26 protein-coding genes and 1 tRNA gene are annotated in these 25,275 nt (G+C 62.7%); 17 read left to right on the top strand and 10 right to left on the bottom strand.

All coding sequences use genetic code 11. The annotated features are described in order from the left end of the window. Positions 1–47 precede the first annotated feature (47 nt). Complete coding sequence (scpC, locus tag FHS81_RS04745) at positions 48–1,538, bottom strand: succinyl-CoA:acetate CoA-transferase ScpC (protein WP_183750916.1); 1,491 nt, start codon at positions 1,536–1,538, stop codon at positions 48–50. Between the two features lie 290 nt (positions 1,539–1,828). Between scpC and FHS81_RS04740 the strand changes: the two genes are divergently transcribed. Continuing rightward, positions 1,829–2,044 carry a hypothetical protein gene (locus FHS81_RS04740; protein WP_183750915.1) on the top strand — a complete coding sequence of 72 codons (216 nt, stop codon included), beginning with the start codon at positions 1,829–1,831 and terminating at the stop codon, positions 2,042–2,044. Between the two features lie 84 nt (positions 2,045–2,128). Next, complete coding sequence (locus tag FHS81_RS19150) at positions 2,129–2,257, top strand: hypothetical protein (RefSeq protein WP_281374409.1); 129 nt, start codon at positions 2,129–2,131, stop codon at positions 2,255–2,257. Positions 2,258–2,278: 21 nt separating this feature from the next. Here FHS81_RS19150 and FHS81_RS04735 read toward each other — a convergent pair whose 3' ends face one another. Continuing rightward, positions 2,279–3,265, bottom strand: coding sequence for a glycosyltransferase family protein (locus FHS81_RS04735; RefSeq protein WP_183750914.1), 987 nt, complete (start codon positions 3,263–3,265; stop codon positions 2,279–2,281). A gap of 479 nt (positions 3,266–3,744) precedes the next feature. On the opposite strand from FHS81_RS04735, the gene FHS81_RS04730 reads away from it, so the two are divergent. Then, on the top strand, positions 3,745–4,494 hold the full coding sequence (locus FHS81_RS04730; protein WP_183750913.1) for an ABC transporter permease: 750 nt from the start codon (positions 3,745–3,747) through the stop codon (positions 4,492–4,494). A gap of 39 nt (positions 4,495–4,533) precedes the next feature. After that, on the top strand, positions 4,534–5,292 hold the full coding sequence (locus FHS81_RS04725; RefSeq protein WP_183750912.1) for an ABC transporter ATP-binding protein: 759 nt from the start codon (positions 4,534–4,536) through the stop codon (positions 5,290–5,292). A gap of 86 nt (positions 5,293–5,378) precedes the next feature. Here the strand turns inward: FHS81_RS04725 and FHS81_RS04720 are convergent, their stop codons facing one another. Then, entirely contained in the window at positions 5,379–6,830 is a 1,452-nt protein-coding gene (locus FHS81_RS04720; protein WP_183750911.1) for a mannose-1-phosphate guanylyltransferase/mannose-6-phosphate isomerase, read from the bottom strand. A gap of 430 nt (positions 6,831–7,260) precedes the next feature. Between FHS81_RS04720 and FHS81_RS04715 the strand changes: the two genes are divergently transcribed. From FHS81_RS04715 to FHS81_RS04700, 4 genes are read left to right on the top strand one after another with little or no spacing between them, the layout of a single operon-like run. Further along, positions 7,261–8,751: an ABC transporter substrate-binding protein gene (locus FHS81_RS04715; protein WP_246374731.1), complete on the top strand. Its 1,491-nt coding sequence runs from the start codon at positions 7,261–7,263 to the stop codon at positions 8,749–8,751. 31 nt (positions 8,752–8,782) lie between these two features. After that, positions 8,783–9,730, top strand: a complete 948-nt coding sequence (locus FHS81_RS04710) for an ABC transporter permease (protein WP_183750910.1) — start codon at positions 8,783–8,785, stop codon at positions 9,728–9,730. Next, positions 9,727–10,569: an ABC transporter permease gene (locus tag FHS81_RS04705; RefSeq protein ID WP_183750909.1), complete on the top strand. Its 843-nt coding sequence runs from the start codon at positions 9,727–9,729 to the stop codon at positions 10,567–10,569. The genes FHS81_RS04710 and FHS81_RS04705 overlap by 4 nt, the downstream gene beginning before the upstream one ends. Further along, a complete protein-coding gene (locus FHS81_RS04700; protein WP_183750908.1) occupies positions 10,566–12,182 on the top strand; it encodes a dipeptide ABC transporter ATP-binding protein in 1,617 nt (538 codons plus the stop codon). Before FHS81_RS04705 ends, FHS81_RS04700 begins: the two co-directional genes overlap by 4 nt. Here the strand turns inward: FHS81_RS04700 and FHS81_RS04695 are convergent. Next, complete coding sequence (locus FHS81_RS04695; protein WP_183750907.1) at positions 12,163–12,750, bottom strand: L,D-transpeptidase family protein; 588 nt, start codon at positions 12,748–12,750, stop codon at positions 12,163–12,165. The genes FHS81_RS04700 and FHS81_RS04695 overlap by 20 nt on opposite strands. A 196-nt stretch (positions 12,751–12,946) precedes the next feature. Here FHS81_RS04695 and FHS81_RS04690 point away from each other — a divergent pair, with 196 nt between their 5' ends. Then, positions 12,947–13,633, top strand: a complete 687-nt coding sequence (locus FHS81_RS04690; protein ID WP_183750906.1) for a response regulator transcription factor — start codon at positions 12,947–12,949, stop codon at positions 13,631–13,633. 208 nt (positions 13,634–13,841) lie between these two features. Beyond that, positions 13,842–14,372 carry a cyclic nucleotide-binding domain-containing protein gene (locus FHS81_RS04685; RefSeq protein ID WP_183750905.1) on the top strand — a complete coding sequence of 177 codons (531 nt, stop codon included), beginning with the start codon at positions 13,842–13,844 and terminating at the stop codon, positions 14,370–14,372. Positions 14,373–14,451: 79 nt separating this feature from the next. Here FHS81_RS04685 and FHS81_RS04680 read toward each other — a convergent pair whose 3' ends face one another. After that, positions 14,452–15,924 carry an ammonium transporter gene (locus FHS81_RS04680; RefSeq protein ID WP_183750904.1) on the bottom strand — a complete coding sequence of 491 codons (1,473 nt, stop codon included), beginning with the start codon at positions 15,922–15,924 and terminating at the stop codon, positions 14,452–14,454. 17 nt (positions 15,925–15,941) lie between these two features. Then, positions 15,942–16,280 (bottom strand): P-II family nitrogen regulator, encoded by a 339-nt coding sequence (locus FHS81_RS04675; protein ID WP_183751255.1) that lies wholly within the window; start codon positions 16,278–16,280, stop codon positions 15,942–15,944. Positions 16,281–16,387: 107 nt separating this feature from the next. On the opposite strand from FHS81_RS04675, the gene FHS81_RS04670 reads away from it, so the two are divergent. Further along, entirely contained in the window at positions 16,388–16,543 is a 156-nt protein-coding gene (locus FHS81_RS04670) for a hypothetical protein (protein ID WP_210281547.1), read from the top strand. 53 nt (positions 16,544–16,596) lie between these two features. On the opposite strand, the gene tesB is transcribed toward FHS81_RS04670, so the two are convergent. Beyond that, positions 16,597–17,469 carry an acyl-CoA thioesterase II gene (gene tesB, locus FHS81_RS04665; protein WP_183750902.1) on the bottom strand — a complete coding sequence of 291 codons (873 nt, stop codon included), beginning with the start codon at positions 17,467–17,469 and terminating at the stop codon, positions 16,597–16,599. 162 nt (positions 17,470–17,631) lie between these two features. Here tesB and FHS81_RS04660 point away from each other — a divergent pair, with 162 nt between their 5' ends. From FHS81_RS04660 to FHS81_RS04645, 4 genes are all read left to right on the top strand, one after another. Further along, a complete protein-coding gene (locus FHS81_RS04660; protein ID WP_183750901.1) occupies positions 17,632–18,897 on the top strand; it encodes an FAD-dependent monooxygenase in 1,266 nt (421 codons plus the stop codon). A 425-nt stretch (positions 18,898–19,322) separates the two neighbouring features. Further along, a complete protein-coding gene (locus FHS81_RS04655; protein ID WP_183750900.1) occupies positions 19,323–20,024 on the top strand; it encodes a response regulator transcription factor in 702 nt (233 codons plus the stop codon). A 286-nt stretch (positions 20,025–20,310) separates the two neighbouring features. After that, a complete protein-coding gene (locus FHS81_RS04650; protein WP_183750899.1) occupies positions 20,311–20,700 on the top strand; it encodes a hypothetical protein in 390 nt (129 codons plus the stop codon). A gap of 302 nt (positions 20,701–21,002) precedes the next feature. Further along, on the top strand, positions 21,003–21,278 hold the full coding sequence (locus FHS81_RS04645) for a YMGG-like glycine zipper-containing protein (protein WP_183750898.1): 276 nt from the start codon (positions 21,003–21,005) through the stop codon (positions 21,276–21,278). Between the two features lie 78 nt (positions 21,279–21,356). Here FHS81_RS04645 and FHS81_RS04640 read toward each other — a convergent pair whose 3' ends face one another. The 3 genes from FHS81_RS04640 to hemA all read right to left on the bottom strand — a co-directional run bounded on the left by FHS81_RS04640 (position 21,357) and on the right by hemA (position 23,377). Further along, positions 21,357–21,734, bottom strand: a complete 378-nt coding sequence (locus FHS81_RS04640; RefSeq protein WP_183750897.1) for a BspC domain-containing protein — start codon at positions 21,732–21,734, stop codon at positions 21,357–21,359. A 135-nt stretch (positions 21,735–21,869) separates the two neighbouring features. Beyond that, a tRNA-Thr gene (locus tag FHS81_RS04635) sits at positions 21,870–21,944 on the bottom strand. 206 nt (positions 21,945–22,150) lie between these two features. Continuing rightward, positions 22,151–23,377 (bottom strand): 5-aminolevulinate synthase, encoded by a 1,227-nt coding sequence (gene hemA, locus FHS81_RS04630; RefSeq protein ID WP_183750896.1) that lies wholly within the window; start codon positions 23,375–23,377, stop codon positions 22,151–22,153. Positions 23,378–23,759: 382 nt separating this feature from the next. Here hemA and FHS81_RS04625 point away from each other — a divergent pair, with 382 nt between their 5' ends. Beyond that, positions 23,760–23,951 (top strand): hypothetical protein, encoded by a 192-nt coding sequence (locus FHS81_RS04625; protein WP_183750895.1) that lies wholly within the window; start codon positions 23,760–23,762, stop codon positions 23,949–23,951. Next, entirely contained in the window at positions 23,952–25,244 is a 1,293-nt protein-coding gene (gene murA / locus FHS81_RS04620) for a UDP-N-acetylglucosamine 1-carboxyvinyltransferase (RefSeq protein ID WP_183750894.1), read from the top strand. Positions 25,245–25,275: the final 31 nt, after the last annotated feature.

Genomic DNA, 25,275 nt, shown 5'->3' with positions numbered 1-25,275 from the left:
TCGGCCTTTGCTTCAAGTTCAGTTTATGAACGCCAGTTGCTTCGGTATCAGCGATGCATTGATCCGTTCTCACGCAGGCGTGTGTGCCATGACAGCGCTTCCTCGATGATGTGCGGTGTGTGACCGCCGCGCGCTACGGCGCGCTCGAAATAATCGTTGAGTTCATCGCGATAGCTCGCATGGGCGCAGTGATCGATGATGCGCCGTGCCCGTTCACGCGGCGCCAGCCCGCGCAGATCGGCAAGGCCGGCTTCGGTCACGATGATGTCGACATCGTGCTCGGTGTGGTCGACATGGCTGACGAAGGGCACGACGCTGGAAATCGCCCCACCCTTGGCGATGGACTTGGTGACGAACACCGACAGATAAGCGTTGCGGGCGAAATCGCCCGAACCGCCGATGCCGTTCATCATGTGCGTGCCGGCTACGTGCGTGGAGTTGATGTTGCCATAGATATCCACCTCAAGCGCCGTATTGATGGCGATCAGGCCAAGCCGGCGAATGATCTCCGGGTGGTTGCTGACCTCCTGCGGGCGCAGAATGAGGCGCGACTTGTACTCGCTGAGGCGCGGGAACACACTCTTGTAGCGCTCCTGCGACAGCGTGATCGACGAGCCGGAGGCAAACACCAGCTTGCCCGCGTCGAACAGGTCGAAAGTGCTGTCCTGAAGCACTTCGGAATACATGGTCAGATCGTGGAATGGCGAATCGATCAGGCCATGCATCACCGCGTTGGCGATGGATCCGATGCCGGCCTGCAAGGGCTGAAGGCTGTTGGTGAGACGGCCCTGGCTGACTTCGTTCTGGAGGAATTCCGACAGGTGGCTGGCGATGGCGCGCGTGTCGTCATCGGGCGGGGTGACGGTGGAGGAACTGTCCAGCTTCGTCGTCACCACGATGGCCACGATCTTCTCGGGCGGAATGTCGATATAGGGAATGCCGACGCGGCTTTCGACATTGACGACCGGGATGGGCTCGCGATGGGGGCGGCGCTTGGGGATATAGATGTCGTGAATGCCCTCAAGCATATCCGACTGTTCGAGATTGATCTCGACGATGACCTTCTCGGCGAGAATGGCGAAGGATGCCGAGTTGCCCACCGATGTCGTGGGCACGATGCCGCCATGCTCGGTGATGGCCACGGCCTCGACCACGGCGACATCCACCGGGCCGATCTGATGCGAGCGCAGCAGTTCCACCGTTTCCGACAGGTGCTGGTCGACGAACATGACCTCGCCCTGGTTGATGAGCTTGCGCAGGGCCGGGTCTACCTGAAACGGCATGCGGCGTGACAGCAGGTGCGCCTCGGCCATGGTCTTGTCGAGATCGTTGCCGAGGGAGGCGCCGGTGATGAGCGTGATCTTGAGCGGCTCTTCCTTGGCCCGGGCAGCGAGGGCGAGCGGCACCGCCTTTGCCTCGCCGGCGCGGGTGAACCCGCTCATACCCACCGTCATACCGTTCTTGATGTGGCGGGAAGCTTCAAGCGCGCTCGTGACCTTCGATTGAAGCTCTTTATTCCGGATTCTTTCGCGATGCATAAGCGTATCCTCGTCAGACCCATGGTTGGGGCGGGGCGTGCGCCGCCGTCCTTCCACCGGGCAATGCATATTCATTTGGGATGGCCATTGCCGCCGGCAGACTGTTCCACCGGCGCAAGGAGCCGAACGATGCGGTATAAAAGGGATGCGTTCGCGGGCCGGTCTCCTGCCGCCTCTTCCGGGCGTACGGGATGGCGATGACAGGCCGCTGACAGATTCCTTTCGATTCAACCTCACCGCCAACTACCATCGACGTTCGCGGCAGTTTCGAAAACTTAGCAATTGGTTGAATGGAAAATCAGTTTCATATCAAACTGTTACGACCGTTACCGATGCGCGGATGTGCTGAAATCGTGGTGGGGAAAAAGGGGCAGCAGATGCGTATGACATCGTCGCTGCGGCCCTGTCGCCGCGGTGTTTTGCCGCTGGACCGTTTGACGCCCGATCTGCCTGTCGAATTGAGCGCAAGTTGCGGTAAAATCAGGATATTGACGCGCAGGGGCTGATTCCATCCGGCTGGATGCACGTCGGCAACCCCCATACTGCCGCATGGGTCGAAGTGCCGTGACGGCATCTCACTGGAGATTTCGATGGTTGAAGACAACGGGCAGGGGCAGCCTGCCGGAGCGAATGTGCCGGGTGTTTTTTTCGTCGTCAGTGTGGCGGTGGCGTTTCTGCTGATTGGCGTTCTGGTCTACGCGTATTTTATCGTCGAATGATTTGCCAGTAACGCCAGTGCGTTACTGCTCATGCGCCGCGCGGGTCGGTGACGGGTGGCGACCTTTTGCCGCTGTTACGGGAGTTGGCGCAGCGCGAGCCGATCCTTTCGGCGGTCCCAGTCTTCCCGCGAGTCCGGCGGCAAATCCCTTTACCAGAGAGGTGGGCCGCGCCGTGCGGCCATGGTCAGCGAGCCAGTAAGCGACGGTCTGGGCTGCCAGATACAGGCATACCCGCACTTTCCAGTGGCGAGGCACATGCGGTGCGCGCAGCAATGCTGCCTGATTGCGCGCATAAGTGCCCAGCCTTGGCGGCGACTGCACGGGCAGTTTCCAGCCGATCAGCGGCACGGTGACATGCCCGCCGCCCAGGCGATGCGGCATGAGAATGTCGTTGGCCGTCCAGCAGGAATAACCCGCCGACCATGCCCGGAAACACCATTCTATATCGATGGCGTCGATGAAGAAGTCGCTGCGGAAGGCGCCGACATCACGGAACGCTGCCACATCGATGACGCTGCCGGAAGAAATGGCGAACCACACCGCCCTCGAGTCCGCTACGGACCGGCCGGATGAGTGGCCATAGACCGAGGGCGCCTTGTGTCCCGGTGTGGCCGAGACAGGTGTGGGGCCGATGAGGGCAGGGTGCTCGCCCATGCGGCGCAGCATGTCCATGCGCGCCACAAGCGCCGACACCATGCCGGCCGGCGGGCTGGAATCCTGATCGAACAGAATGACGTGGCCGACATCGTGAAAATCGGCATCACCGGAGTCGACGCGGGCCATGATGCGTTCGTAAGCGCTGCCGAGGCCGATGTTATCGCCGGGGTCGTCGATATGGATAGGCGTGTCGTCCGCTGCCTCGCGCAGTACGGCCTCGTCGCCGGCAGACATCGGCGAGTTGGCGACGATGACCACGGCCGCGACTTCGCCGGCGATGGCGCCGACAAGATCCCTCAAGATGGGGATCTCGGGATTGTAAGTGACGATACCCGCGACAATCCGCTGCATAATCCGCCGCCAGAAAGTTCAGTCGATAAAAATCTGGATACTTATGTTCGAGGCGAACATCGAGCGTCAATATAATTATTAATTTGAATATCATAAAAAATTAAAAACTGTTTCGGTCATGCTCAGATTAATGTGTCGCGTTTTCAGCATAATTGCGCGTGATATGAAGTATATCTCGACACATATGTCGCATTCATGCGCGAATATGCGGCGGCGCACATTGGCGTCTGTGAGGCGCGGGGAGGGCGTTGACCTGAGGCGTGCTGTCCGATAATGACTCGACGCGCTGTCTTTCCATTCGCTGGCGAATGGGCTTCGTCCGTGGCGTTATCCGGCGTGCCGCGTTGCTCCGGGGACTTTCCGGCGAAGCCTGTGCTGGCGGATTTGCTGTTCAATCCGTTGTTCGGGTGCCCTTATTCATGTCCCTTCGCCCTACTTCCAGAGACTGGAGCCTTGCCAATAAGGATTTTGCGCAGGGCATGAGATCCTGGCAGATCTGGACGCTGATGGGCGTCAGCGATATTCGCCAACGTTACAAGCGGTCGCGCTTCGGGCAGTTCTGGATTACGCTGTCGATGGCGGTGTTCGTCGGCGGTATCGGCATCGTCTTCTCGGCGCTGTTCAACCAGTCCGTCGCCGAATACGTGCCCTATCTTGCCGTCAACTATATCATCTGGACGTTCATGTCCGGGGTGGTGTCAGACAGCACGACGGCCTTCGTTCAGGGAACGGTTTTCCTGCGGCAGGAGAATCTGCCCAAATCGATTTTCGCGATGCGGGTGATCGTGCGCAATCTCATTGCGCTGGCGCACAACCTCATCATTCTGCCGCCGGTGTTCCTGATTTTCGGCGTCGTGCCAAGCTGGGCCATCCTGCTGGCCATTCCCGGCCTTGCGATGATGCTGGTCGCGGCATTTCTCGTCACGCTGCTATGCGGCATCCTGTGCACCCGTTTCCGCGACCTGCCGCAGATTATCGCCAACCTGCTGCAACTGGCGTTCTTCCTCACGCCGATCATGTGGCGGATCGACCAGCTCGGCGACAGCGGCTGGTGGGTGTTGCACCTCAATCCGTTTGCGATATTCCTGCGCATCGTCGCAGACCCGATCCGCGGATATGTGCCGGAAACGCTTGATTACGTGTCGGCGGCCGTCGTCATCGGCATTCTGCTGGCGATCACCTGGCCGCTGTTCGCGCGTTTCCGCGCCCGCATCGTGTACTGGCTGTAGGACGCATCGCCGTGCGACCATCATCGGAAGGGTAAGAACTTGCCGTCAATCGATCTCGTCAACGCGACCGTCGAGTTCCCGATCTACAACGCGCGCGGACGTTCCCTCCGTAACACCCTGCTGCAGCGCGTCGGTGGGGCCGTGAGCACCGAAGCCGACGGGGTGACGGTGACGGCGTTGCGCGACGTGAACCTCTCCCTGCGCAATGGCGACCGGCTGGCCATCGTCGGCCATAACGGTGCGGGCAAGTCCACCCTGTTGCGAGTGTTTTCGGGGGCGTATGAGCCTTCCTCGGGGCAGGCGGATATCGTCGGCAACGTGGCATCGCTGCTCGACATCACCATGGGCATGGACCCTGAACTGACCGGGGCGGAAAACATCATCCTGCGCGGCGTCTTCCTCGGCAAGACCATTGATGAAGCGCGGAAGATGATTCCGGAGGTGGTGGAGTTTTCGGAACTGGGCGAATATGTCGATCTGCCGATGCGCACCTATTCCAGCGGCATGACACTGCGTCTGGCCTTCGCCATCTCGACAGCCCGTGCGCCCGACATCCTGCTGCTCGATGAGCTGATCAGCGTCGGCGACAGCGTCTTTGCTGCCAAGGCCCGCCAGCGCATCGAGGCGATGATGCAGCATGCGAGCATTCTCGTCCTGGCCTCGCACGATGCCAAGACCTTGCGCAAGTACTGCAACCGCGCCATCATGATGTCGGAAGGTCGCCTCGTGGCGGACGGCACGGTCGATGAGGTGCTGAGCGCTTACGGCCTTGTCGATGAAGACGACGGGAAGCTCTGACTTCCCGTCATTTCCGACATATTTTTGAAACCGCGTTCTACGCTATTCCGCGCTCAAACCGCCCCTCGGTTTGAACGCGAATCATTTTACCCAACAGGTTTGTCCTCTGCGCGGGCGTAGATATCCTCAAAGCGAACGATGTCGTCTTCACCCAGATAAGGGCCGGACTGCACCTCGATGAGGTTCAGCGGCAGCTTGCCGGGGTTTTCCAGCCGGTGGACGCAGCCGAGCGGCAGGAAGATGGACTCGTTTTCGCGTAGCAGGATCTGCTCCGAGTCGCGCGTGACGAGGGCAGTGCCATTCACCACAACCCAATGCTCGGCGCGGTGGAAGTGCTTCTGCAGCGACAGTTTCGCACCAGGATTGACAGTGATGCGCTTCACCTGGAACCGCTCGCCGGTGTGGATCGACTGGTAATATCCCCAGGGGCGGTGCATCTGCACGGTCTGCGTGGCAGCGGCGTGGCCATCCTTGCGCAGGATTTCCACGAGTTTCTTCACGTCCTGATCGCGATCCTTGCGCGTCACCAGCACGACATCGGGCGTGGCGATGACGACAAGATCCTCGACGCCCAGCGCCGCGATGAGCTGGCCTTCGCCGCGCAGATAGCTGCCGCTCACATCTTCCGCCACGACATCGCCAACGAGCACATTGCCGGAGACGTCCTGCTTGCCGATTGCCCAGAGGGCAGACCAGCTTCCGACATCGGTCCAGCCGCAATCGGTGGGGGTGACCACGGCCAGATCCGTCTTTTCCATCACGGCATAGTCAACGGCTATGGACGGGCTGCGCGCGAAACTGCCTTCATCGAGGCGGATGAAATCCAGATCCTCGCGCGCCTTGTCGAGAGATTCAGTCGCCGCGGACAGCACGTCAGGCGCCAGTCGCTCCAGCTCTTTCAGGAAGGGGCTGGCAGGCAGCAGGAAGATGCCGCTGTTCCAGAGATAATCGCCGGATTCGACATAGGTGACGGCGGTTGACGCATCGGGTTTCTCGACGAACCGCTGCACGGAGAAAACGCCGGGAACCTCAGTCTGCGTATCGCTGCGCTGGATGTAACCGTAGCCGGTGGCGGGCGACGTGGGCTGAATGCCGAACAGCACGAAGCGCCCGGCCTGCGCGGCGGGCAGACTGTTGCGGACGGAGGCGGATAGCGCCTCCGCATCCTGCACCACATGGTCGGCTGCCAGCAGCAGGACGAGGCCCTGCGGGTCGCGCCGCGCCTCCAGCAGCGCGGCGACGGCCGCCGCTGCCGTGGTGTTACGTCCCTCCGGCTCCAGTACGATGGTGGCGTCTGTCAGCCCGAGCGCACGCAGCTGCTCGGCAATGACGAAGCGATGCTCGACATTGGCGATGATGACGGGCGCGTTGAACAGGGCGCGGTCGGCGACGCGCAGCACGGTTTCCTGCAACATGGAGCGTTCGCCGGCCAGCGGCAGCAACTGCTTGGGGAAGGCCTCGCGCGACAGCGGCCACAGCCGCGTGCCGGTGCCGCCGGACAAAATAACCGGGGTAATTCGCTGATTGATCGTGCTCATGTCTCGTCCGATACCTGTCACCATTCGTGACAACTGTTTAGCATGGTCAAGGGGGTTGCGGGCAACCCGTTATGACAGCTCATCCATGGCGCAAATTCAGCAGAAGCATTTGTCAATCGGGTGGAAGTGCTGGGCGGACAAGGATTCGCGGTGAATAAAACCGCGCGAGAACCTGCCTGATCGCGGCATGCGCGTTCTTGCAAATGTTACCGTGGTTTGCATGCTCGTCTGTCTGCCGAATAAAATGCAGGCTGCGGTCTATTATAATGCGAGCGCCCACAGCTCTTCGTGTCACGAAAGGCTGCGAAGATGTTTGCTGCTTGCACCGGCGGCGCTATACCGGAATAATCGGATTATCGAACGCGAAATTGCCCGGTGGAAGTTGCTATGTGCGAGATAGCTCTTCACAAGACGGCTCTGGAGGTGCGGAATGACCGTATGGCGCATGACGAGGCGGTGCGCTGCCCTGATTTTGGGCGTGGCGCTGCTGTGCGGCGGGCCGGCTTTCGCCCAGCGCACGGACCTTGCAATCGGCGTGCGGCTGGAGCCTCCGCATCTCGACCCCACCGCCGCCGCTGCCGCGGTCATCGGTGAAATCACCTACGCCAACCTGTTCGAAGGCCTGACGCGGATCGACCGCGAGGGCCGTGTCATCCCCGGCCTTGCGGAGAGCTGGGAGGTGTCGGATGACGGCAAGGTCTATACGTTCCGGCTGCGGCAGGGTGTGTTCTTCCATGATGGCAGCACCTTCGATGCGCGCGACGCGGTGTTTACGCTGGAGCGCGCCATCGCGCCCGACAGCATCAATCCGCAGAAGGCGCTGCTCGAACCCATCGAAGCGGTCGAGGCGGTGGACGCTCATACCCTGAGCGTGCGTCTGAAGCGACCGACGGCGCAACTGCCGTTCATCCTCGGGCTGCCGGCGCTTGTCATCGTGGGGCATGAAACCGCCGAAACCAATCGCGCCATGCCGAATGGCACCGGGCCGTTCCGGTTCTCCCGCTGGCATATGGGCGACCGGGTGGATCTGGTGCGCAACGATCGCTACTGGGGCGAGAAGCCGGCGCTGTCGCGCGTCACCTTCCGCGTTATCGGCGATCCTTCGGCGGCTTATGCGGCGCTGATGGCCGGCAATATCGACGCCTACACCAACTTTCCCGCGCCGGAGCACCTGCCGCAGTTCGAAGCCGATCCGCGCTTCAAGGTCGTTGTGGGCCGTACGGAGGGCAAGACGGTTCTGGCCCAGAACAACGCACGCAAGCCGCTGGACGATATTCGCGTGCGCCGCGCCATCGCGCATGCCATCGACCGCAAGCTGCTGATCGACGGCGCGTTATACGGCTATGGCGATCCCATCGGCTCGCATTTCGCACCGCAGAATGCCGGTTACGTCGACCTCACCGGGCGCTATCCCTACGATCCCGAGGCGGCGCGTGCCTTGCTGAGGGAGGCGGGCGCGGAGGGGTTGCGCCTGAAACTGGCTCTGCCGCCGCCGTCCTACGCGCGCCGCTCTGGCGAGATTATTGCGGAGCGGCTGCGCGATGTCGGTATTCAAGTCGATATCGTGCCGATGGAATGGGCGCAGTGGCTGACGGATGTGTTCCGCGACAAGAATTATGACCTCAGCATCGTGTCCCATGTCGAGCCGAACGATCTCGATATCTATGCCCGCGACGATTACTACTTCAACTACGACAGTCCCGAGTACAAAGCGCTCTACGCTGAACTGGCGGCGGAACAGGATGAGGAAAAACGGCTGGTTTTGCTGAAGAGCCTTCAGCAAAAGCTTACTGACGATGCGGTCAACGGCTTCCTGTTCCTGCTGCCCAAGCTGGGCGTATGGGATGCCCGGCTGCAAGGGTTTTGGGAGAATGCGCCGATTCCGGCCAACGATCTGACGGGCGTGCGGTGGGAGCGTTGATGCCATCCTGCCGGGGGCGGAGTGGCGCAGCATGATCCGCGCGTTTGCTGCGGGTGTGGCGTCGCTGCTGGCAACGCTGTTGGTGGCGTCCGTGGTGATTTTCGCGGCCATGCAGGTTTTGCCCGGCGATCCGGCGCAGGTGATGCTCGGCGTCAACGCACGGCCCGACACGCTGGCCGCGCTGCGGGAGCAACTCGGTCTCGATCAGCCGCTGGCGGTGCGCTATTGGACGTGGGTCTCGGGGCTGCTCACGGGCAATCCCGGCGTCAGCCACACGTATGCCGTGCCCGTTTCTGATCTCATAGCTGCGCGATTGGGTGTCAGCCTGCCGCTGGCGGCGCTGGCGCTGGCGCTCGCTGTGGCCATTGGGCTGCCGCTGGGTATGTGGGCTGCCGCGCGGCGGGGCAGGGCGGTGGATCGGGGTGTGCTGATCGTGGCGCAGCTTGGCATCGCGGTGCCCAACTTCTGGCTGGCGATGCTGCTGGTGCTGCTGTTCGCGGTGACATTGCGATGGCTGCCCCCCGGCGGCTTCCCGGGGTGGGACGCCGGTGCCGGTCCCGCTCTGCTGGCGCTGGTGCTGCCGGCGGTGGCGCTGGCGTTGCCGCAATCGGCGATTCTGGCGCAGGTGATGCGCCAGTCGCTTGTCGATGTGCTGGCGCAGGATTTCGTCCGCACCGCCCGCGCCAAGGGCCTGACGCGTGGTCAGGCGCTGCGCCGCCATGCCCTGCGCAATGCCTTTATTCCCATCCTCAGTGTGCTGGGGCTGCAATTCCCGTTTCTGCTGGCCGGAACCATCATCATCGAGAACGTCTTCTTTCTGCCCGGCATCGGGCGGCTGGTCTTTCAGGCCGTCAACCAGCGGGATCTCATCGTGGTGCAGAGCGTGGTCATGCTGCTGGTCGCCATCGTGGCGGTGGTCAACCTCCTGGTGGGCCTCGCTTATGCGGCGGTCGATCCCCGGGTGCGGAGGGCGGCATGAACCGGGATTTTCTGAACGCACGGCTGCTGGCCGGGGCGATCATCGTCGGCGGCGTTTGCCTGATGGCGTTGATCTCGCTCGTATGGACGCCCTACGATCCGCTGAAACTGGACATCGCCAATCGTTTTGCGCCGCCGGGGCCACGGCATTGGCTCGGCACAGATCAGCTTGGCCGTGACGTGCTGTCCTTGCTGATGCGCGGTGCCGTTGGGCCGGTGGGGGTGTCGATCTCGGCGGTCACCATCGGTCTTGTCGTCGGCGCAACGGCGGGTATGCTCGCCGCCAGCAGCGGCGGTGTCGCGAGCTACGCCACATTGCGCACCAGTGATTTCCTGTTCGCCTTCCCGGCGTTGCTCATCGCCATCCTGCTGCGCGAGACATTGGGGCCGGGCATGCTCAATGCCATGGTCGCTATCGGCATCTTCTATATCCCCATATTCATACGTGTTTCCTACGGTGCGTCGTTGCCGGTGTGGCGCAGCGGTTACGTCGCGGCGGCGCGTGTTGCCGGGCGTGGCAGCCTGTGGATTGCCACCGTGCATGTGCTGCCGAACATCGCCGGCGTGCTGACCGTGCATACCAGTGTGCAGCTATCGCTCGGGGTGCTGGCGGAGGCATCGTTGTCCTACATCGGGCTTGGCGTTCAGCCGCCGCAGCCAAGCTGGGGCCGCATGCTGCTGGAGGCGCAGACGCTGCTGCCTATCAGCCCGCTGCTCGCCATCGCGCCGGGACTGGCCATTATGGTCACGGTCATGGGCTTCAATCTGCTCGGCGCGGGCCTGCGGCAGGCGCTCGACCCGCGCGGCGCGTTTATTCCTGAAAGCGAGGCGGTGCGGTGACGCTTCTGACCGTCGATAATCTGGAAGTGGATGTGGCCGGGCGTCCTATCCTGCGCGGTGTCGGCTTCACGCTGACGCGGGGGGAAACGCTGGGCATCATCGGCCGGTCGGGGTCTGGCAAGTCGATGACGGCCCTGGCGCTGATGCGCCTGCTACCGCAGGACGGGCAGGCGCGGGGGCGCATCGTTTTCGATGGCACGGATCTGCTGTCGCTGGATGAGGCGGCGATGTGCGGCATTCGGGGCCGGCGCATCGGCGTGGTGTTTCAGGAACCGCAATCCGCGCTGAACCCGTTGATGACCATCGGCGCGCAGGTGGCTGAGGGCATCCGGCAGCATGCGGACGTGACTCGCCGGGAGGCGGCGTCGCTGGCTGCGGAAACGCTGGCGCGTGCCGGGCTTGATCCGGCAAGGGTGTCGCCTGACAGGTTTCCGCATGAATTGTCCGGCGGGCAGCGCCAGCGCGTGGCCATCGCCATGACGGTCGCCATGCGGCCGGACATCATCATCGCGGATGAGCCGACCACGGCGCTCGATGTCACCACGCAGGCACGCATTCTCGATCTGCTGCGGACGATCCTGCGCGATGACGGACCGGCCTTGCTCCTGATCTCGCACGATCTGGGCGTGGTGGCGACCATGGCCGACCGAATCGCCGTGATGGACGAAGGCCGCATCGTCGAAACCGGGCCGACGCGCGGTTTCGCAGGCCGGGCACACGCCCCGCAGGTGCGCACGCTGATCGCCGCCGCGACGCTTTCGCGGGAGATCGCCGCTCCGGTGCCTCCATTGCCTGAGCATACGCCGGCAGAACATCCGCCGCTGCTCGCAGCCGAAGCAGTGTCGCGCCGTTTCGGCTTGCCCCGTGCCCACCCGCTGGCCTGGCGGCAGTATCGGCGGGCGGTCGATCAGGTGAGCCTCTCTGTCCAGGCTGGCGAGAGCGTCGCGTTGATCGGCGAATCAGGCTCTGGCAAAACGACACTTGCCAGTCTGATGCTGGGCCTGCAAACGCCGGATGCCGGGCGCATCGCCTATCGCGGGCAGGATATCGCCGGAGCGGGGCGCGATGTCCTGCGCCGCATGCGCGCGGATGTGCAGGCGGTGTTTCAGGATCCGTACTCCTCTCTCGATCCGCGCCGCAAGGCGGGCTGGATCATTGCCGAGCCGCTGCATCTGGCGGGGCCGATTGCAGCCGATGAACGGGACGAGCGCGTGGCCGAGGCGCTGCGCGAGGTCGGCCTTTCGCCGGACGACGCGAACAAGTATCCGCACGCGTTTTCGGGCGGCCAGCGGCAGCGGATCGCGATGGCGCGCGCACTGGTTACGCGACCCCGGCTCGTGGTGCTCGATGAGGCCGTGTCGTCGCTGGATGTCGTGGCGCAGGCGCGGATTCTGGATCTTCTGGCCCGGCTGCGCGCCGATCACGGGTTGGCTTATCTCTTCATCACCCATGATTTGCGCGTGGCAAAGGCCATCGCAAGGCGCGTGGCGGTGATGCATGACGGGCGCATCGTCGAGGAGGGTATGACGGCGGAGGTGCTCACCGATCCGCAGCACCCTTACACACGGGCGCTGTTGGCCTCGCAGCCGGATTTCAGCGCTTTCGCCGCTTGAGTGCGGGAGATACGCGCCGCACCGGCTTCGGTTTGCCGCAGACGACGATCCGCGTTTGCGGGCCGATCAGCGCCAGCAGGCGTTCGGCCTTATCGCGCGGCACGGCGATGCATCCTTCCGTGGGCGCAAAGCCATCGCGCGCCAGATGCAGGAAAATGGCGCTGCCGTGGCCTTGAATGCGCGGACGCAGGTTCCAGCCGAGATCGATAACGATGTCATAGACATGATCGTCCCGCCACATGGTTTCGTGGCGGGCGGCAAACGGCAGGGTGACGTGGCGATTGTAGCTGCGGTGGCCGGGGGCGTCGCACCAGCCGTCGGACCGGCGCAGCGGCACGAGCGGCACCGTGGTTCGGGGCCTGGAGACGCGGTCGGCGCGGTAGTAACCATGCAGGGGCCGATGCGCACCGGCCGGGGTCGCGCCGTCCCCCTCCCGCTTGGCGCGGGTGATTCCGCCCTTGCCAAGCGCGCAGGCAATGACCACGTTTCCCGCGACGATCCGCCCTCGCCGGGGGTTATCGGGGGCGGGGAAGACGTGGATCGTTCTGAGGGCCGCGCGTCCTGTCATCCCAAACCTCGCTGTGTTTTCAGGTCAGAGTGCTTTCCGGTCGGGCTTGGGCATCGAATCGACAAGCATTCGCTGAAAATCAAAAAGTTAGAGTATTTTGCGTTTTCAACTGGTGGCACATGCTATCTTTCGCCACTCTTAACCGTTCATATGAATGGCGACCAGTCGTCGCCGGGATCCCGGAGATTGTCCACGCATGCCACGCCTTTTTCAGTTGTTGATCGTCGATGATGAAGCGGACTTGCGCGATACGTTGTCAGAGCAGCTCGTGCTGACTGGCGATTTCGAGGTCACGTCCGTTGCCTCCGGAGAGGCGGCGGTCGAGGCTGTCGGCGCGGGCAACTTCGACATCGTCATCATGGATGTTGGCCTGCCGGACATGGATGGCCGTGAGGCCGTGAGGCTCATTCGCCGCAACGGCTATCGCGCGCCGATCCTGATGCTGACCGGCCACGCCGACGATGCCGACACCATTCAGGGGCTTGAGGCGGGCGCCAACGATTATGTCGTCAAGCCGTTCCGCTTCGCCGTCCTGCTGGCGCGCATCCGCGTGCAGCTCCGCCAGCATGAGGCCAGCGAGGATGCCGTGCTCAAGGTGGGGCAATATACCTTCCGCCCGGGTGCGAAACTGCTGGTGGACAGCAAGGGCTCGCGGCTGAAGCTCACAGAGAAGGAAACCGCCATCCTGCGCTTCCTCTACCGGGCCGAGGATCAGGTCGTGCCGCGCGAGACCTTGCTGGCGGAAGTGTGGGGTTACAACGCGAACGTCACCACGCACACGCTGGAAACGCATATTTATCGCCTGCGCCAGAAGATCGAGGAAGACCCCTCCAATGCGTCGATCCTCGTGACGGAACCCGGCGGCTACAAGCTCGCGCCGTAAATCCATGCCGATTCCGGGTCGTTAAGCCGTATAAAAATAATTGGTCATTGATTGGATATTCATTTTTCGGGTTTATAGGATGCCCGAAAAAGGATCTGTCACGTCTGCATTTGCTACGCCATATATTATATATTTTGGCATGGTTCTTGTTGATCTGGTTTTTGCTGATTAATTAAGCGAACTGGCAATGAAGCATGGGGCGTGAATCATGAGCTTGAGCGATGATATCGCCTTGCTGTCGGCCTTGCCGGTGTTCGCGGGTTTCGAGCAGGCGGCGTTGCGGCGGCTGGCGCAGTCCGCCCAGACCCGCAATATCCGCACTGGCGAGGTGCTGTATCGGCAGGGCGAACCGGCGGAGGGCGGCTATGTCCTCGTCAGTGGCAGCCTCTCCTTGCAGGATGCGGATGGCCGGCGGCGGCAGGTGTCGCCCGGCAGCCTGCTGGGGGAGCCGGCGCTGGTGATCGAAACCCAATGGCTCACAACGGCGGTGGCCGATGAGGACAGCGCGGTGCTGCGGCTGTCGCGGGCGCTGATGGGCCGCGTTATTCAGGAGTTTCCGCATTCGGCCGCTGCCTTGCAGCAGGCGCTTGCAGTGCCGTTTCGGCGTCTGAGCATGGAACTCGATGTCGTCAGCCGCTTGTTGCAATCGGCGCAGGGAGCGCTTGAGCAAGGAACGCTTGAGCCCGCGTCCGGCGCGGTGGCGGATGAGCAGGCAGACGACGACGCCTCGCGCTCATGAAAGCGCAGGGGCGGCCTGCATGCAGGCCGCCCCCGTTCAACCGTTCCCCTTATTGGTTGCCCTGTCCGGTTGATCCGGATCAGAGATTGTAAGCGCGCTCGCCGTGCTCGGCGACGTCGAGCCCTTCGCGCTCGACCTCCGGGCTCACGCGCAGACCCACGACCAGATCGACGATCTTGAAGATGATGGCCGATCCTATGCCAGACCAGACTATTGTCAGCAGCACGCCCTTGATCTGTGCCCAGACCTGCTCGCCGATGTTCACGGCCACACTCACGGCTTCGCCGGGGCTGGTGACGTAGTCCACCAATCCAGCGCCGCCCAGCGCCGGGGCAACCACGATGCCCGTGCCGATGGCGCCGACAATGCCGCCCACGCCGTGGATGCCGAACACGTCGAGCGAGTCGTCATACCCGAGCGCGTTCTTGACCTTGCTGACGAAGTAGAAGCAAACCGCACCGCCAACGAAGCCAAGGACAGCCGCACCCACGGGGCCTGCAAAACCGGCGGCGGGTGTGATGGCGACGAGGCCGGAAATCGCGCCGGACGCCATGCCGAGCATGGAGGGCTTGCCCTTGCCGGTCCACTCCACGATGAGCCAGCCGAGGATACCGCCAGCCGTGGCGAAGAGCGTGTTGACGAAGGCCAGCGCCGCGCCGCCGTTGGCTTCCAGGTTGGAGCCGGCGTTGAAGCCGAACCAGCCGACCCACAGAACGGCGGTGCCGATCAGCGTCATGGGCAGGGAGTGCGGCGGCAGGGCTTCCTTGCCGTAACCGATTCGCTTGCCGATCATGATCGCGCCCACGAGGCCGGCGATACCGGAGTTGATGTGAATCACGGTGCCGCCGGCAAAGTCGAGCGCGCCCCACTTGAAGATGAGTCCCGCATCCGCCTCGACAGCGGCGAGGTTGGCCAGGGCCGCAGCACGGGCAGCTTCATCGGTCGCTTCCTGCACCGCGCGTGCCGCGTCGGCGAGCGCGTCGGGACCGGCCCAGTACCAGACCATGTGCGCAATGGGGAAGTAGACGAAGGTGAGCCACAGCGCCGTGAACAGCAGGATGGCGGAAAAGCGCGTGCGTTCCACCAGCGCGCCGATGAGGATTGCCGGCGTCAGGCAGGCGAAGGCCGCCTGGAAGGCGATGTAGGCATATTCCGGCACGTAGACGCCGTTGGAGAACGTTGCCGCCAGCGACGATGCATCCACGCCCGAGAGGAAAAGCTTGTCGAAACCGCCGACGAAGCTGTTCAGGCCGCCGCCGTTGGTGAAGGCCAGCGAATAGCCGTAGACGATCCAGATGATCGAGGTCAGCGCCATGATGGCGAGCACCTGCGACAGAACCGAGAGCATGTTCTTCGCACGCACCATGCCGCCGTAGAACAGCGCGATGCCCGGCAATGACATGAACAGCACCAGCACGGCGCTGATCAGTAGGAAGGCGGTGTTGCCGCTATCGGGCACGGGTGCGTCCTGCGCCAGCGCCGGCGTCGCTGCCAGACAGGCCGCGAGCGGAGCAAGGAAAAGGCCGCGAGATGCGGAACGGATAAGCTGCATTGATTGAACTCCTTCCATCACAGGGCGTCACGGCCGGTTTCGCCCGTGCGGATGCGGATCGTCTGCTCTATGGAGGAGACGAAGATCTTGCCGTCACCGATCTGGCCGGTGTGGGCAGCGTTCTTGATGGCGTCGGTTACGGCGGCGGCGCGTTCGGCCTCCACGGCAATTTCGATCTTCAGCTTGGGCAGGAAGCTGACGGCGTATTCCGCGCCGCGATAGATTTCCGTATGGCCCTTCTGGCGGCCATAGCCCTTGACCTCGGATACGGTGAGGCCCTGCACGCCCAGCGCGCTCAGGGCATCCCGAACTTCGTCAAGCTTGAAGGGCTTGATAATGGCCACGATCAGCTTCATGGCATTGTCTCCGCTTGCGGGTTCGGCACGCACCACGCGGCCGATGCGGAGGTTCAATCAAGGTTCATGCCAACTTGGGTGGCAAGGCGCACTGGCAGCGAAAAAAAGTGGCGGCGCGGGTGGCAGGCCGCCGTGCGCCTCGCTTGAAAAGCCATCGCGTGGCGGCGGAACGCGCGCATTTGCCCGCCGATGCGGCGCGTGGCATCGCCGCCGCCGCGCTGACGGCGGCAGTTTATGCCTATATCTTGGGCAATGATCAATAAACAGGCGTGATTTTGGCGCTCGTGTGTCCGCTCTTCAGGGGGCCTGTCCCTGTTCAGGCGGTGGGATCGACGGGCCGGATCAGTCCTTCCTGCGCCACGGTGGCGACATGGAGGCCGTCTCTGGTGAAGAACAGACCGCGCGAGAGGCCACGCGCGCTGCCCGAAAACGGGCTTTCCTGCGAGTAGAGCAGCCATTCGTCGGCGCGGAACGGACGATGGAACCACATGGCGTGGTCGAGGCTGGCGCCCTGAATGCCGCCCTCGAACACCGAGCGGCCATGCACTGCCAGGCTGGTGTCGAGCAACGTCATATCCGATGCGTAGCCGAGTACACAGCGATGAATTGCCGGATCATCCGGCAGCGGCGCCGTGGCGCGTATCCAGATGTCGAAGGATGGTTTGCGTGCCCCCTGCGTGCCGGGTAGAAACCGGCTGTAATCGACCGGACGCAGCTCCACCGGGCGCTCGCGCTCGAAATAATTGCGGATCGGCTCGGGCATCTGCTGCAAGAGCGCGGCCTGCAAATCCTCCTGCGCCGTCTCCTCCGGCATCGGCACGTCAGGCATGGGCGGCTGGTGGCGCAGGCCGGGCTCATGGGCATGGAACGAGGCAATGAGCGTAAAGATCGCCCGTCCGTGCTGAATTGCCTCGACATAGCGTGTCGTGAAGCTGCGGCCATCGCGGATGCGCTTGACCTCGTAGACGATCGGAATTTTCGGATCGCCGGGATGGACGAAATAACAGTGCATGGAATGCACCGGCCGGTCGGCCTCCACGGTGCGCGTGGCGGCGACCAGCGCCTGGCCGATAACCTGCCCGCCGAAGACGCGTTGCCAGCCCTCTTTCGGCCCGATGCCGCGAAACAGGTTTTCCTCAAGCTGTTCAAGGTTGAGGATGTCGATGAGACCGAGCACGGCTTTATTCATGAGCAATACATCCTCTGACGATACCGAACGCTTGTTTTATAGCGCGCCGTGCCGCCGCCCGGCAACCATCGCTCCGTCGTCCCCTGCCGGTTGACGGGAAACCTGTTCCAGCGGTACGCATCGTGCATATATATGGAAGTCGCCAGAGGCGGGGAGAGGCTGATGACCGAAGTTGCTGATAGCCCGGCTACGGGCAAGACGGTAGCGGACGCGCGCACCATCGGGGTGGTTGGCGGCGGAGCGGTCGGCCTTGCCGCTGCCCTGGCGCTGCGCCACGCGGTTCGCGGACGCTACGATGTCACGGTCTACGATCCGGCTTTGGCGCGTGAGCCGGTGCACGAAAAAGGCCGGGCCTATGCGCTGGCCCGTGGTTCGCAGCTGATGCTGGGTGTGCTCGGCGTCTGGGATCGCCTTGCCGGGGATGTCGAACCCGTTACCCGGATGCGCATAACCGACAGCCGCCTTGGCGATGCCGTGCGCCAGCCGCTGCTGTCCTTCGATGAGGAGGAGGCCGGCGACGGGCCGCTGGCGCATATGGTGGAGGGCGACGCGCTCATCGCCGCCCTGCGTGATGCTGCATCGGAGGCGGGGATTCGTTTTGTCGCCGCCGGCGTCAGCAACGTCGAGGCATCTGCCTCGCGCCCGGCGCGACTGACCCTTGCAGATGGTTCCGTGCATCATGCGGCGCTCGTCGTGGCGGCGGATGGGCGCAACTCGCCCTTGCGCAGGCGGGCGGGCATCGGTTGGACGGGCCGTTCCTATGGGCAGGCGGGTATCGTCGCCACCATCGGCCATGAGCGTCCGCACGAGGGCGTGGCGGTGCAGCACTTCCTGCCCGCCGGCACTTTCGCCATGCTGCCTCTCACGGGCAACCGCTCGTCCATCGTTTGGGTGGAGCCGGAAGACGAAGCGCGTTTTCTGGTGACGCTGGACAGTGAGGATATCATCCGCGCCGTGACCCGGCGTTTCGGCGACACGCTTGGCCCCTTGACGTTGCTCGACACGCCGCGCGCCTTTCCGCTCGCCATCGGCGTTGCGCGCCGTTTCACCGGCGAGCGGCTGGCGCTGGTTGGCGATGCCGCGCACATCGTGCATCCTCTGGCGGGGCTTGGGCTCAATGTGGGATTCCGGGATGTGGCGGCATTGGCCGAAGCCGTCGCCGCCAATGTCCGTCTCGGTCTCGATCCGGCAGGCGGGCGCGTGCTGGAAGCGTATGAACGCGCGCGGCGCTTCGATGTTGTCAGCACCGGCGCGGCCGTGGACGTGATGAACCGGCTGTTTTCAAACGATATTTTTCCCGTTCGCATAGCGCGTGATCTGGGCGCCGGCATTGTCGACCGCCTGCCGGGTGTGAAGCGGCTTCTGGCGCGTGAGGCTGCCGGTCTCACCGGCGCGGCTCCGCGCCTGTTGCGGGGAGAGGGGCTGTAAGCCTGCATCTGCGGCGCAAGCCTCGCAACAGCTTCCGGGCGCAAGGAATAAAGCGGCAAAATGGATTGCAGGCGGGCATGACCGGTCAACGGGATGTTGATGGGTGGATCGCGCATGGCGGCGGCGATTGTATCAGGTTCGGCAAGGGTGTAGGCTTGTGACGTGCTGGAGCGTTTTCCTGATCGGGTGAAAATATCCGAACGACAGGACTACGCTCGACATCGAAAAGTCCGGCCACTTTCGCGTTTTCCAAAAACGCGGAGACGGCCTTGGGGATACGTTATCCGCCGGCAGGCAGATTGCTTGAAACACTTAAAGTTGCTGGGGATTGACCTGTTAACGGACTTGCATGAGGCGTGTGTGCCACAATTTGACCTTGCTTGACCGTGACTACTGTCAGCACGTTTCAAGGAGAGCGACGTCGTATGCCAACAATCGCCCTAGTAGATGATGACCGTAACATCCTGACATCGGTATCGATTGCGCTGGAGGCGGAAGGTTATCGCATCCAAACCTACACCGATGGCGCGGCTGCGCTCGAAGGGCTGGCCAAGGATCCGCCGGACATCGCCATTTTCGATATCAAGATGCCGCGCATGGACGGCATGGAGCTTCTGCGCCGGTTGCGGCAGAAGTCCGATATGCCGGTGATTTTCCTGACATCGAAGGATGAGGAAATCGACGAGCTGTTCGGCCTCAAGATGGGCGCCGATGATTACATCCGCAAACCGTTTTCGCAGCGGCTGCTGGTCGAGCGCGTCCGCGCCGTGCTGCGCCGCGCCGCGCCGCGCGATCAGGCTGCTCCGCGCGAAAACGAGACGTCGCGGGTTCTGGAGCGCGGCTTCCTGAAAATGGACCCCGAACGTCACACGAGCATGTGGCGCAACGAGCCCGTTACGCTGACGGTGACGGAGTTTCTCATCCTGCAGGCGCTCGCCATGCGCCCCGGCGTGGTCAAGAGCCGTAACGCTCTAATGGATGCAGCTTACGACGACCAGATTTATGTCGACGACCGCACCATCGACAGCCACATCAAGCGGCTTCGCAAGAAGTTCAAAGCTGTCGACGACAATTTCGACATGATCGAAACGCTCTATGGCGTCGGCTACCGCTTCAAGGAAGCCTGATTCAAGGCTGTCAAACCCCATGACTGTCAAACCCCATGACTTTGTCAGAGGGAACAAAGCCGGCTTCGAAGACTTTATCGACAAAGCTTCGGCTCCGGCGCGATGAAAAACGTCAGGCGTGAATGGCCGGGGTAAAGTCTCGCGTCGCTGAAAAGCATTCCTTTACGGAAAATAGATAAGAGCCGTGAGAATGTCAGCGCCTGAGAACCGTCCGTGATGGGCTTTCCGGCACAATGACCGGCAAACATTGCCGGGCGATTGGCCGCAACGAATTCGGAGCATCATAATGACTTCTGTTACCTCGCATTCCGAACACGACCAGCAGAACACCGTGTCTTCCTTTGGCCTGCGTTGGGCGGCATTGCGGGGCATGCTCGACTCGCCGCTGATCAACGCCGACGATCAGCGTTCGCTGCGCGAGGAGCTGGTGCGCGAACTGAAATCGATCGAGCGGGCCGTAGGCGGCCTGACTGCCCGCAACGAATACGAGGTTGCGGCGAAGATCGAAATCATCCGCCAGAGCGTGACGGAATCGGTAGGCAAGGAACAGGTGTGGCTTATCGACCTGCTCGACAGCGTTGGACAGGACGTTTCACTGCTGTCCAAGCGCTTCCGCTCCGGCAGCACGCCAGCAGCGACCGGGCAGTTGGGCTCGACGTCTCGCGCAAGCTCCTGATGCGCGCATAAAGCGTTTTCAAGCAAAGCGAATACGGCTTTTCTTCTCCCCGGAGATGAGTCGGAACCTGTTTTTATCGGCCAGAATGCAAAGCGCAGGAAAAAATGGTCCTGCGCGAATTGTGTATGGCACAAATCCGTATTTCCGCCGTTGTACTTGATGAAACCCGGTTGATCCCGATGCCGGGGCAGTGGGGCGGGATGATTGACATCGCGCGAAGCGTCAACTTGCTGTATCAATACCCGTGTTCGGCCCGGCGTCCGCCGGTGGTCTTTCCGGGATCGAGGTGAGGAGGAAGAGACATGCGTAAGGTTTTGCTCAAAGTTTCCATTCTGTCGATGATGGCTGCTGGCCTCGTTGCCTGTAACACCAGCAACCCGACCGACCGTGCTGTCGGCGGCGCGCTTATCGGCGGCGCTGGCGGAGCACTGGTTGGCGGTCTGGCTTCCGGTTCGGCTGGCGGTGCTCTGGCCGGTGGCGCAATCGGCGCGGCTGGCGGCGCCATCGTCGGTGCCGCCACGGCTCCCCGCTGCCAGGAATACTGGTACCAGGGCCGTCGCTACCAGCGCTGCAACTGATCATAGAACAAAACTCCCCGGCGACCATGGCGGCCGCCGGGGAGTGAAATAAAGCTGATGCCGTGCAAAACTACACAATCACGGACGGCCTGTCACGATCTCAATTGCAGTCAGCTTGTCAGCGTTTTCGGTGCACTGGACTGTGATATCGACCCAGGTTATGCCGTCTGATTTCTTGCGCCCCTGACCGGAGACGGAAACGTTCGTGCCGGATATTTTGGCTGCCGCAATATCTTGTTCCGTAAAGCCAAGCCGATCATAATCATGTCCGCCGCTGGCGAGATCATAACCGCTGGCTACGCAACGCGCGACTTGTGGCGTTGCCTTCTGATCCTCGACCAAGGTCTTATAGTTACCGGCATAATCCCGCGAGGGTTTCGGAACCGGATTAGCCTGAGCTGCGCTCACAAAGCCGAGGGCGAGAATACCGGACACAAGAATAGCGGCTTTTTTCATCACGAATCTCTCCGTATGTACAACGACAGCATATCTATTGGGCATAGAATGCATCGGCACCGGACAATACCAGATTCGAAAGTGATTTAAACTGCCCATATTCTTCAGTAACCAGCACCAATTCTTTGATTGGACTGGTGCTGCTGGCGAGGATTGAACTCGCGACCTCTCCCTTACCAAGGGAGTGCTCTACCACTGAGCTACAGCAGCGTCTGGGCGGTGTGACCTGCCGCCCCTCATAACGGGGCGGACATTGCCAGCACCGGGATCGGGCGGCAAGGTCTTGATGGGGTTGTCCACAAGCGAAGCAGTGGAGCGCCCCAAACCGTGCGCACACCCATAAGCAGGCATGGCGCACCCGTCAACCCCCGGCATACGGGATTACGCCGGCAAGATGTATTTTTTCACTGCCTGTTTCATGCGTCCTCCTGCGGGGCGTGTAGCGGCAGGCCGAGCTTGCCCCATACGGCCACGAGCGCATCCGCCAGCTGGTCGATCAGTTCATCGGAGTGGAACGGCGTCGGCGTGATACGCAGCCGTTCCGTGCCGCGTGGAACGGTGGGGTAGTTGATCGGCTGGACGTAGATGCCGTGGTCGTCCAGCAGCAGGTCGCTGGCGAGCTTGGTGCGCTCCGCATCGCCGATGATGACGGGCACGATATGCGTCGGGTTTTTCCGCACCGGCAGCCCGGCCTTGACGAGCACTTCCTTCGTGCGCTGCACCTGCTTGCGCTGAGCGAGGCGCTCGGTATTGCTATTCATCAGGTGGGTGACGGATGCCGCCGCCGCCGCGGCCACCGCGGGGGGCAGCGCCGTGGTGAAGATGAACCCGTGGGCGTTGGAACGCACGGCATCGATGATCGAGGATTTTGCCGCGAGATAGCCACCGATGCAGCCGAAGCCCTTGGCGAGCGTGGCTTCGATGATGTCGAGCCTGTCCTGTGCGCCGACTTCCTCTGAATACCCCCCGCCGCGCTCGCCGTAGATGCCGACCGCATGCACCTCGTCGATATAGGTGAGGGCGTTGTACTTGTCCGCGAGGTCACACACGGCATGGATGGGGGAGACGTCGCCATCCATGGAATAAACGCTCTCGAAGACGATCATCTTGGGCCGTTCGCGCCCGGCGGCTTTCAGCAGGTCTTCCAGATGCTCAAGGTCGTTGTGGCGGAACACGGCTTTTTCCGCTCCCGAACGGCGCACGCCCTGAATCATCGAGTTGTGGTTCCACTCGTCCGACAGCAAAAGGCAATCGGGCAGCAGTTTCGCCAGTGTGGCGATGCCGGTTTCGTTCGAAACATAGCCGGAGGTGAACACCAGCGCCGATTCCTTGCGATGCAGATCCGCCAATGCCCTCTCAAGCGCAACGATGGGGCCGCTGGTGCCGGAAATGTTGCGGGTGCCACCCGCGCCGACACCCATCTGGCGCGCGGTGTCCACCATGGCGCCAATGGTATCGGGATGCATGCTCATGCCCAGATAATCGTTGGAGCACCAGATCACGACATCGGATGTGCCGGTCGGCGTTTGCCGGGTGGCGTGCGGAAAGCGCGCGGCATCTTTTTCAAGCGTGACGAAAACGCGGTATCGCCGCTCCTGATGCAGGGTGTCGAGGGCGGCGTTGAAAAAATGATCGTAATCCATCTGCTGTCCATCACGGCCGCGGCAAGCAGAGCGGGCATGGCGATCCGATCGGGCGCTTAGATCGGATATTTCGTCTGCGGTTGCTGCTTGACCAGAAGCGTCCCGGTTCCGGAGCATGACGGTCCAGCCGCATGGCACCGGGACTGTTGCGCATTGTTTGTTCGTCAGTATCGTTCCAGTCAACGATAAATCAAGACTTTCCACGCCACGTTAGCACGCGCAAGTGGCGGTATCGCCGCATGCGCGGGGGCGAAAATGGCATTATTCAGTTGCGCGAGGCTGTTCCGGTGAGTAACGCTTGGCATTCAATGGTGCGCCGGCTCTTGCTCGGCCGGGGTGAAAGCAGGCGACAGGGACGTTTCTTCCGGCTGGCCAGATTGTCATGAACGCAACCGCCACAGATCGTCAGGCGCGGCTCTCGGCCGCCCTGCGCGAAAACCTGAAACGCCGCAAACGCCAGACGCGTGAGCGCGAGCGGGATGCCGCCGCCCCGGCGTGCGATGCGCCGCAGCCCGCGCCGGACGCGGCGCCGACCGTGCCCGAAAGGCCGGATGACTTGAAGGGAAGTGACTGAATGGACCGGATTAGGATTGTCGGCGGTGCGGAGCTGAACGGCGCCATCCCGATTTCTGGCGCGAAGAACGCGGCGCTGCCCCTGATGATCGCCAGCCTGCTGACCGATGAAACCCTGCAGCTTCACAACGTGCCGCGCCTCGCGGACGTGGCGCAGCTCCTGCGCATTCTCGGCAACCACGGCGTCGACCACGGCGTTGCCGGAAAGCGCCCTGGACAGACGGCTGTGACGGGCCAGAGCGTGCGGCTGCGCGCTCGCCATATCATCGATACAACCGCCCCCTACGATCTGGTGTCGAAGATGCGGGCCAGCTTCTGGGTGATTGCGCCTCTGCTGGCACGCATGGGCGAGGCGCGCGTCTCGCTGCCCGGCGGCTGCGCCATCGGCACGCGGCCGGTCGACCTGCTGCTGATGGCGCTGGAACGCCTCGGCGCGACGATCGACATCGAGGGCGGGTATGCGATTGCACGTGCGCCCAAGGGCCTGAAGGGCAACGATATCGTGTTCCCCAAGGTCACGGTGGGCGGCACGCACACGGCGCTGATGGCGGCTGTGCTCGCGGACGGAACGACCGTGATCGAGAATGCCGCGCGCGAGCCTGAAGTCGCCGATCTTGCCCTGTGCCTCAACACGATGGGCGCGCGAATCACCGGGGCAGGCACGTCGCGAATCGTTGTTGACGGCGTTGCGCGCCTGCACGGCGCCGAACATAACGTGCTGCCAGACCGCATCGAGACCGGCACCTACGCCATGGCCGTGGCCATGACCGGCGGCGACGTGATGCTGGAAGGCGCACGTCCGGACCTGTTGCAGGATGCGCTCGATACGCTCGTGCAGGTGGGAGCGGAAATCTCTTCCACCAACGAAGGCATCCGCGTGCGCCGCAACGGCCACGGCATCAGCGCCGTGGACGTCACGACCGAACCGTTCCCGGGCTTCCCCACAGACCTGCAAGCCCAGTTCATGGCGCTGATGACGAAGGCGAAGGGGACGTCGCGTATCCGCGAGACCATCTTCGAGAATCGCTTCATGCATGTGCAGGAGCTGGCGCGGCTCGGGGCGCGCATCCGCCTGGACGGTGATCTTGCCTATGTCGACGGCGTTGAACGCCTGACCGGCGCGCCCGTAATGGCGACGGACCTGCGGGCATCCGTGTCGCTGGTCATCGCCGCGCTGGCGGCAGAAGGGGAGACGACGGTGAACCGCGTCTACCATCTCGACCGCGGATTCGAGGCTCTGGAGCTGAAACTCGGCCAGTGCGGCGCGAACATCGAGCGCATCAGTCATTCCTGATATCCGCCGCCTTGCCCAACGCCACCTTGCC

The sequence above is a fragment of the Pseudochelatococcus contaminans genome (genome assembly GCF_014195635.1).
Classification (GTDB): Bacteria; Pseudomonadota; Alphaproteobacteria; order Rhizobiales; family Beijerinckiaceae; genus Pseudochelatococcus; species Pseudochelatococcus contaminans.
This window is presented reverse-complemented; position numbering and strand designations above follow the sequence as displayed.

Bases quoted from the DNA above. Each gene is read 5' to 3' on its own strand.
- FHS81_RS04720 (WP_183750911.1), bottom strand. From the start codon at position 6,830: ATGAGCACGATCAATCAGCGAATTACCCCGGTTATTTTGTCCGGCGGC.
- murA (WP_183750894.1), top strand. From the start codon at position 23,952: ATGGACCGGATTAGGATTGTCGGCGGTGCGGAGCTGAACGGCGCCATC.
- FHS81_RS04655 (WP_183750900.1), top strand. From the start codon at position 19,323: ATGCCAACAATCGCCCTAGTAGATGATGACCGTAACATCCTGACATCG.
- FHS81_RS04730 (WP_183750913.1), top strand. From the start codon at position 3,745: ATGAGATCCTGGCAGATCTGGACGCTGATGGGCGTCAGCGATATTCGC.
- FHS81_RS04640 (WP_183750897.1), bottom strand. From the start codon at position 21,734: ATGAAAAAAGCCGCTATTCTTGTGTCCGGTATTCTCGCCCTCGGCTTT.
- FHS81_RS04710 (WP_183750910.1), top strand. From the start codon at position 8,783: ATGATCCGCGCGTTTGCTGCGGGTGTGGCGTCGCTGCTGGCAACGCTG.
- FHS81_RS04645 (WP_183750898.1), top strand. From the start codon at position 21,003: ATGCGTAAGGTTTTGCTCAAAGTTTCCATTCTGTCGATGATGGCTGCT.
- FHS81_RS04740 (WP_183750915.1), top strand. From the start codon at position 1,829: ATGGAAAATCAGTTTCATATCAAACTGTTACGACCGTTACCGATGCGC.
- hemA (WP_183750896.1), bottom strand. From the start codon at position 23,377: ATGGATTACGATCATTTTTTCAACGCCGCCCTCGACACCCTGCATCAG.
- FHS81_RS04685 (WP_183750905.1), top strand. From the start codon at position 13,842: ATGAGCTTGAGCGATGATATCGCCTTGCTGTCGGCCTTGCCGGTGTTC.
- FHS81_RS04660 (WP_183750901.1), top strand. From the start codon at position 17,632: ATGACCGAAGTTGCTGATAGCCCGGCTACGGGCAAGACGGTAGCGGAC.
- FHS81_RS04650 (WP_183750899.1), top strand. From the start codon at position 20,311: ATGACTTCTGTTACCTCGCATTCCGAACACGACCAGCAGAACACCGTG.
- FHS81_RS04705 (WP_183750909.1), top strand. From the start codon at position 9,727: ATGAACCGGGATTTTCTGAACGCACGGCTGCTGGCCGGGGCGATCATC.
- scpC (WP_183750916.1), bottom strand. From the start codon at position 1,538: ATGCATCGCGAAAGAATCCGGAATAAAGAGCTTCAATCGAAGGTCACG.
- FHS81_RS04680 (WP_183750904.1), bottom strand. From the start codon at position 15,924: ATGCAGCTTATCCGTTCCGCATCTCGCGGCCTTTTCCTTGCTCCGCTC.
- tesB (WP_183750902.1), bottom strand. From the start codon at position 17,469: ATGAATAAAGCCGTGCTCGGTCTCATCGACATCCTCAACCTTGAACAG.
- FHS81_RS19150 (WP_281374409.1), top strand. From the start codon at position 2,129: ATGGTTGAAGACAACGGGCAGGGGCAGCCTGCCGGAGCGAATGTGCCG.
- FHS81_RS04695 (WP_183750907.1), bottom strand. From the start codon at position 12,750: ATGACAGGACGCGCGGCCCTCAGAACGATCCACGTCTTCCCCGCCCCC.
- FHS81_RS04625 (WP_183750895.1), top strand. From the start codon at position 23,760: ATGAACGCAACCGCCACAGATCGTCAGGCGCGGCTCTCGGCCGCCCTG.
- FHS81_RS04690 (WP_183750906.1), top strand. From the start codon at position 12,947: ATGCCACGCCTTTTTCAGTTGTTGATCGTCGATGATGAAGCGGACTTG.
- FHS81_RS04735 (WP_183750914.1), bottom strand. From the start codon at position 3,265: ATGCAGCGGATTGTCGCGGGTATCGTCACTTACAATCCCGAGATCCCC.
- FHS81_RS04675 (WP_183751255.1), bottom strand. From the start codon at position 16,280: ATGAAGCTGATCGTGGCCATTATCAAGCCCTTCAAGCTTGACGAAGTT.
- FHS81_RS04715 (WP_246374731.1), top strand. From the start codon at position 7,261: ATGACCGTATGGCGCATGACGAGGCGGTGCGCTGCCCTGATTTTGGGC.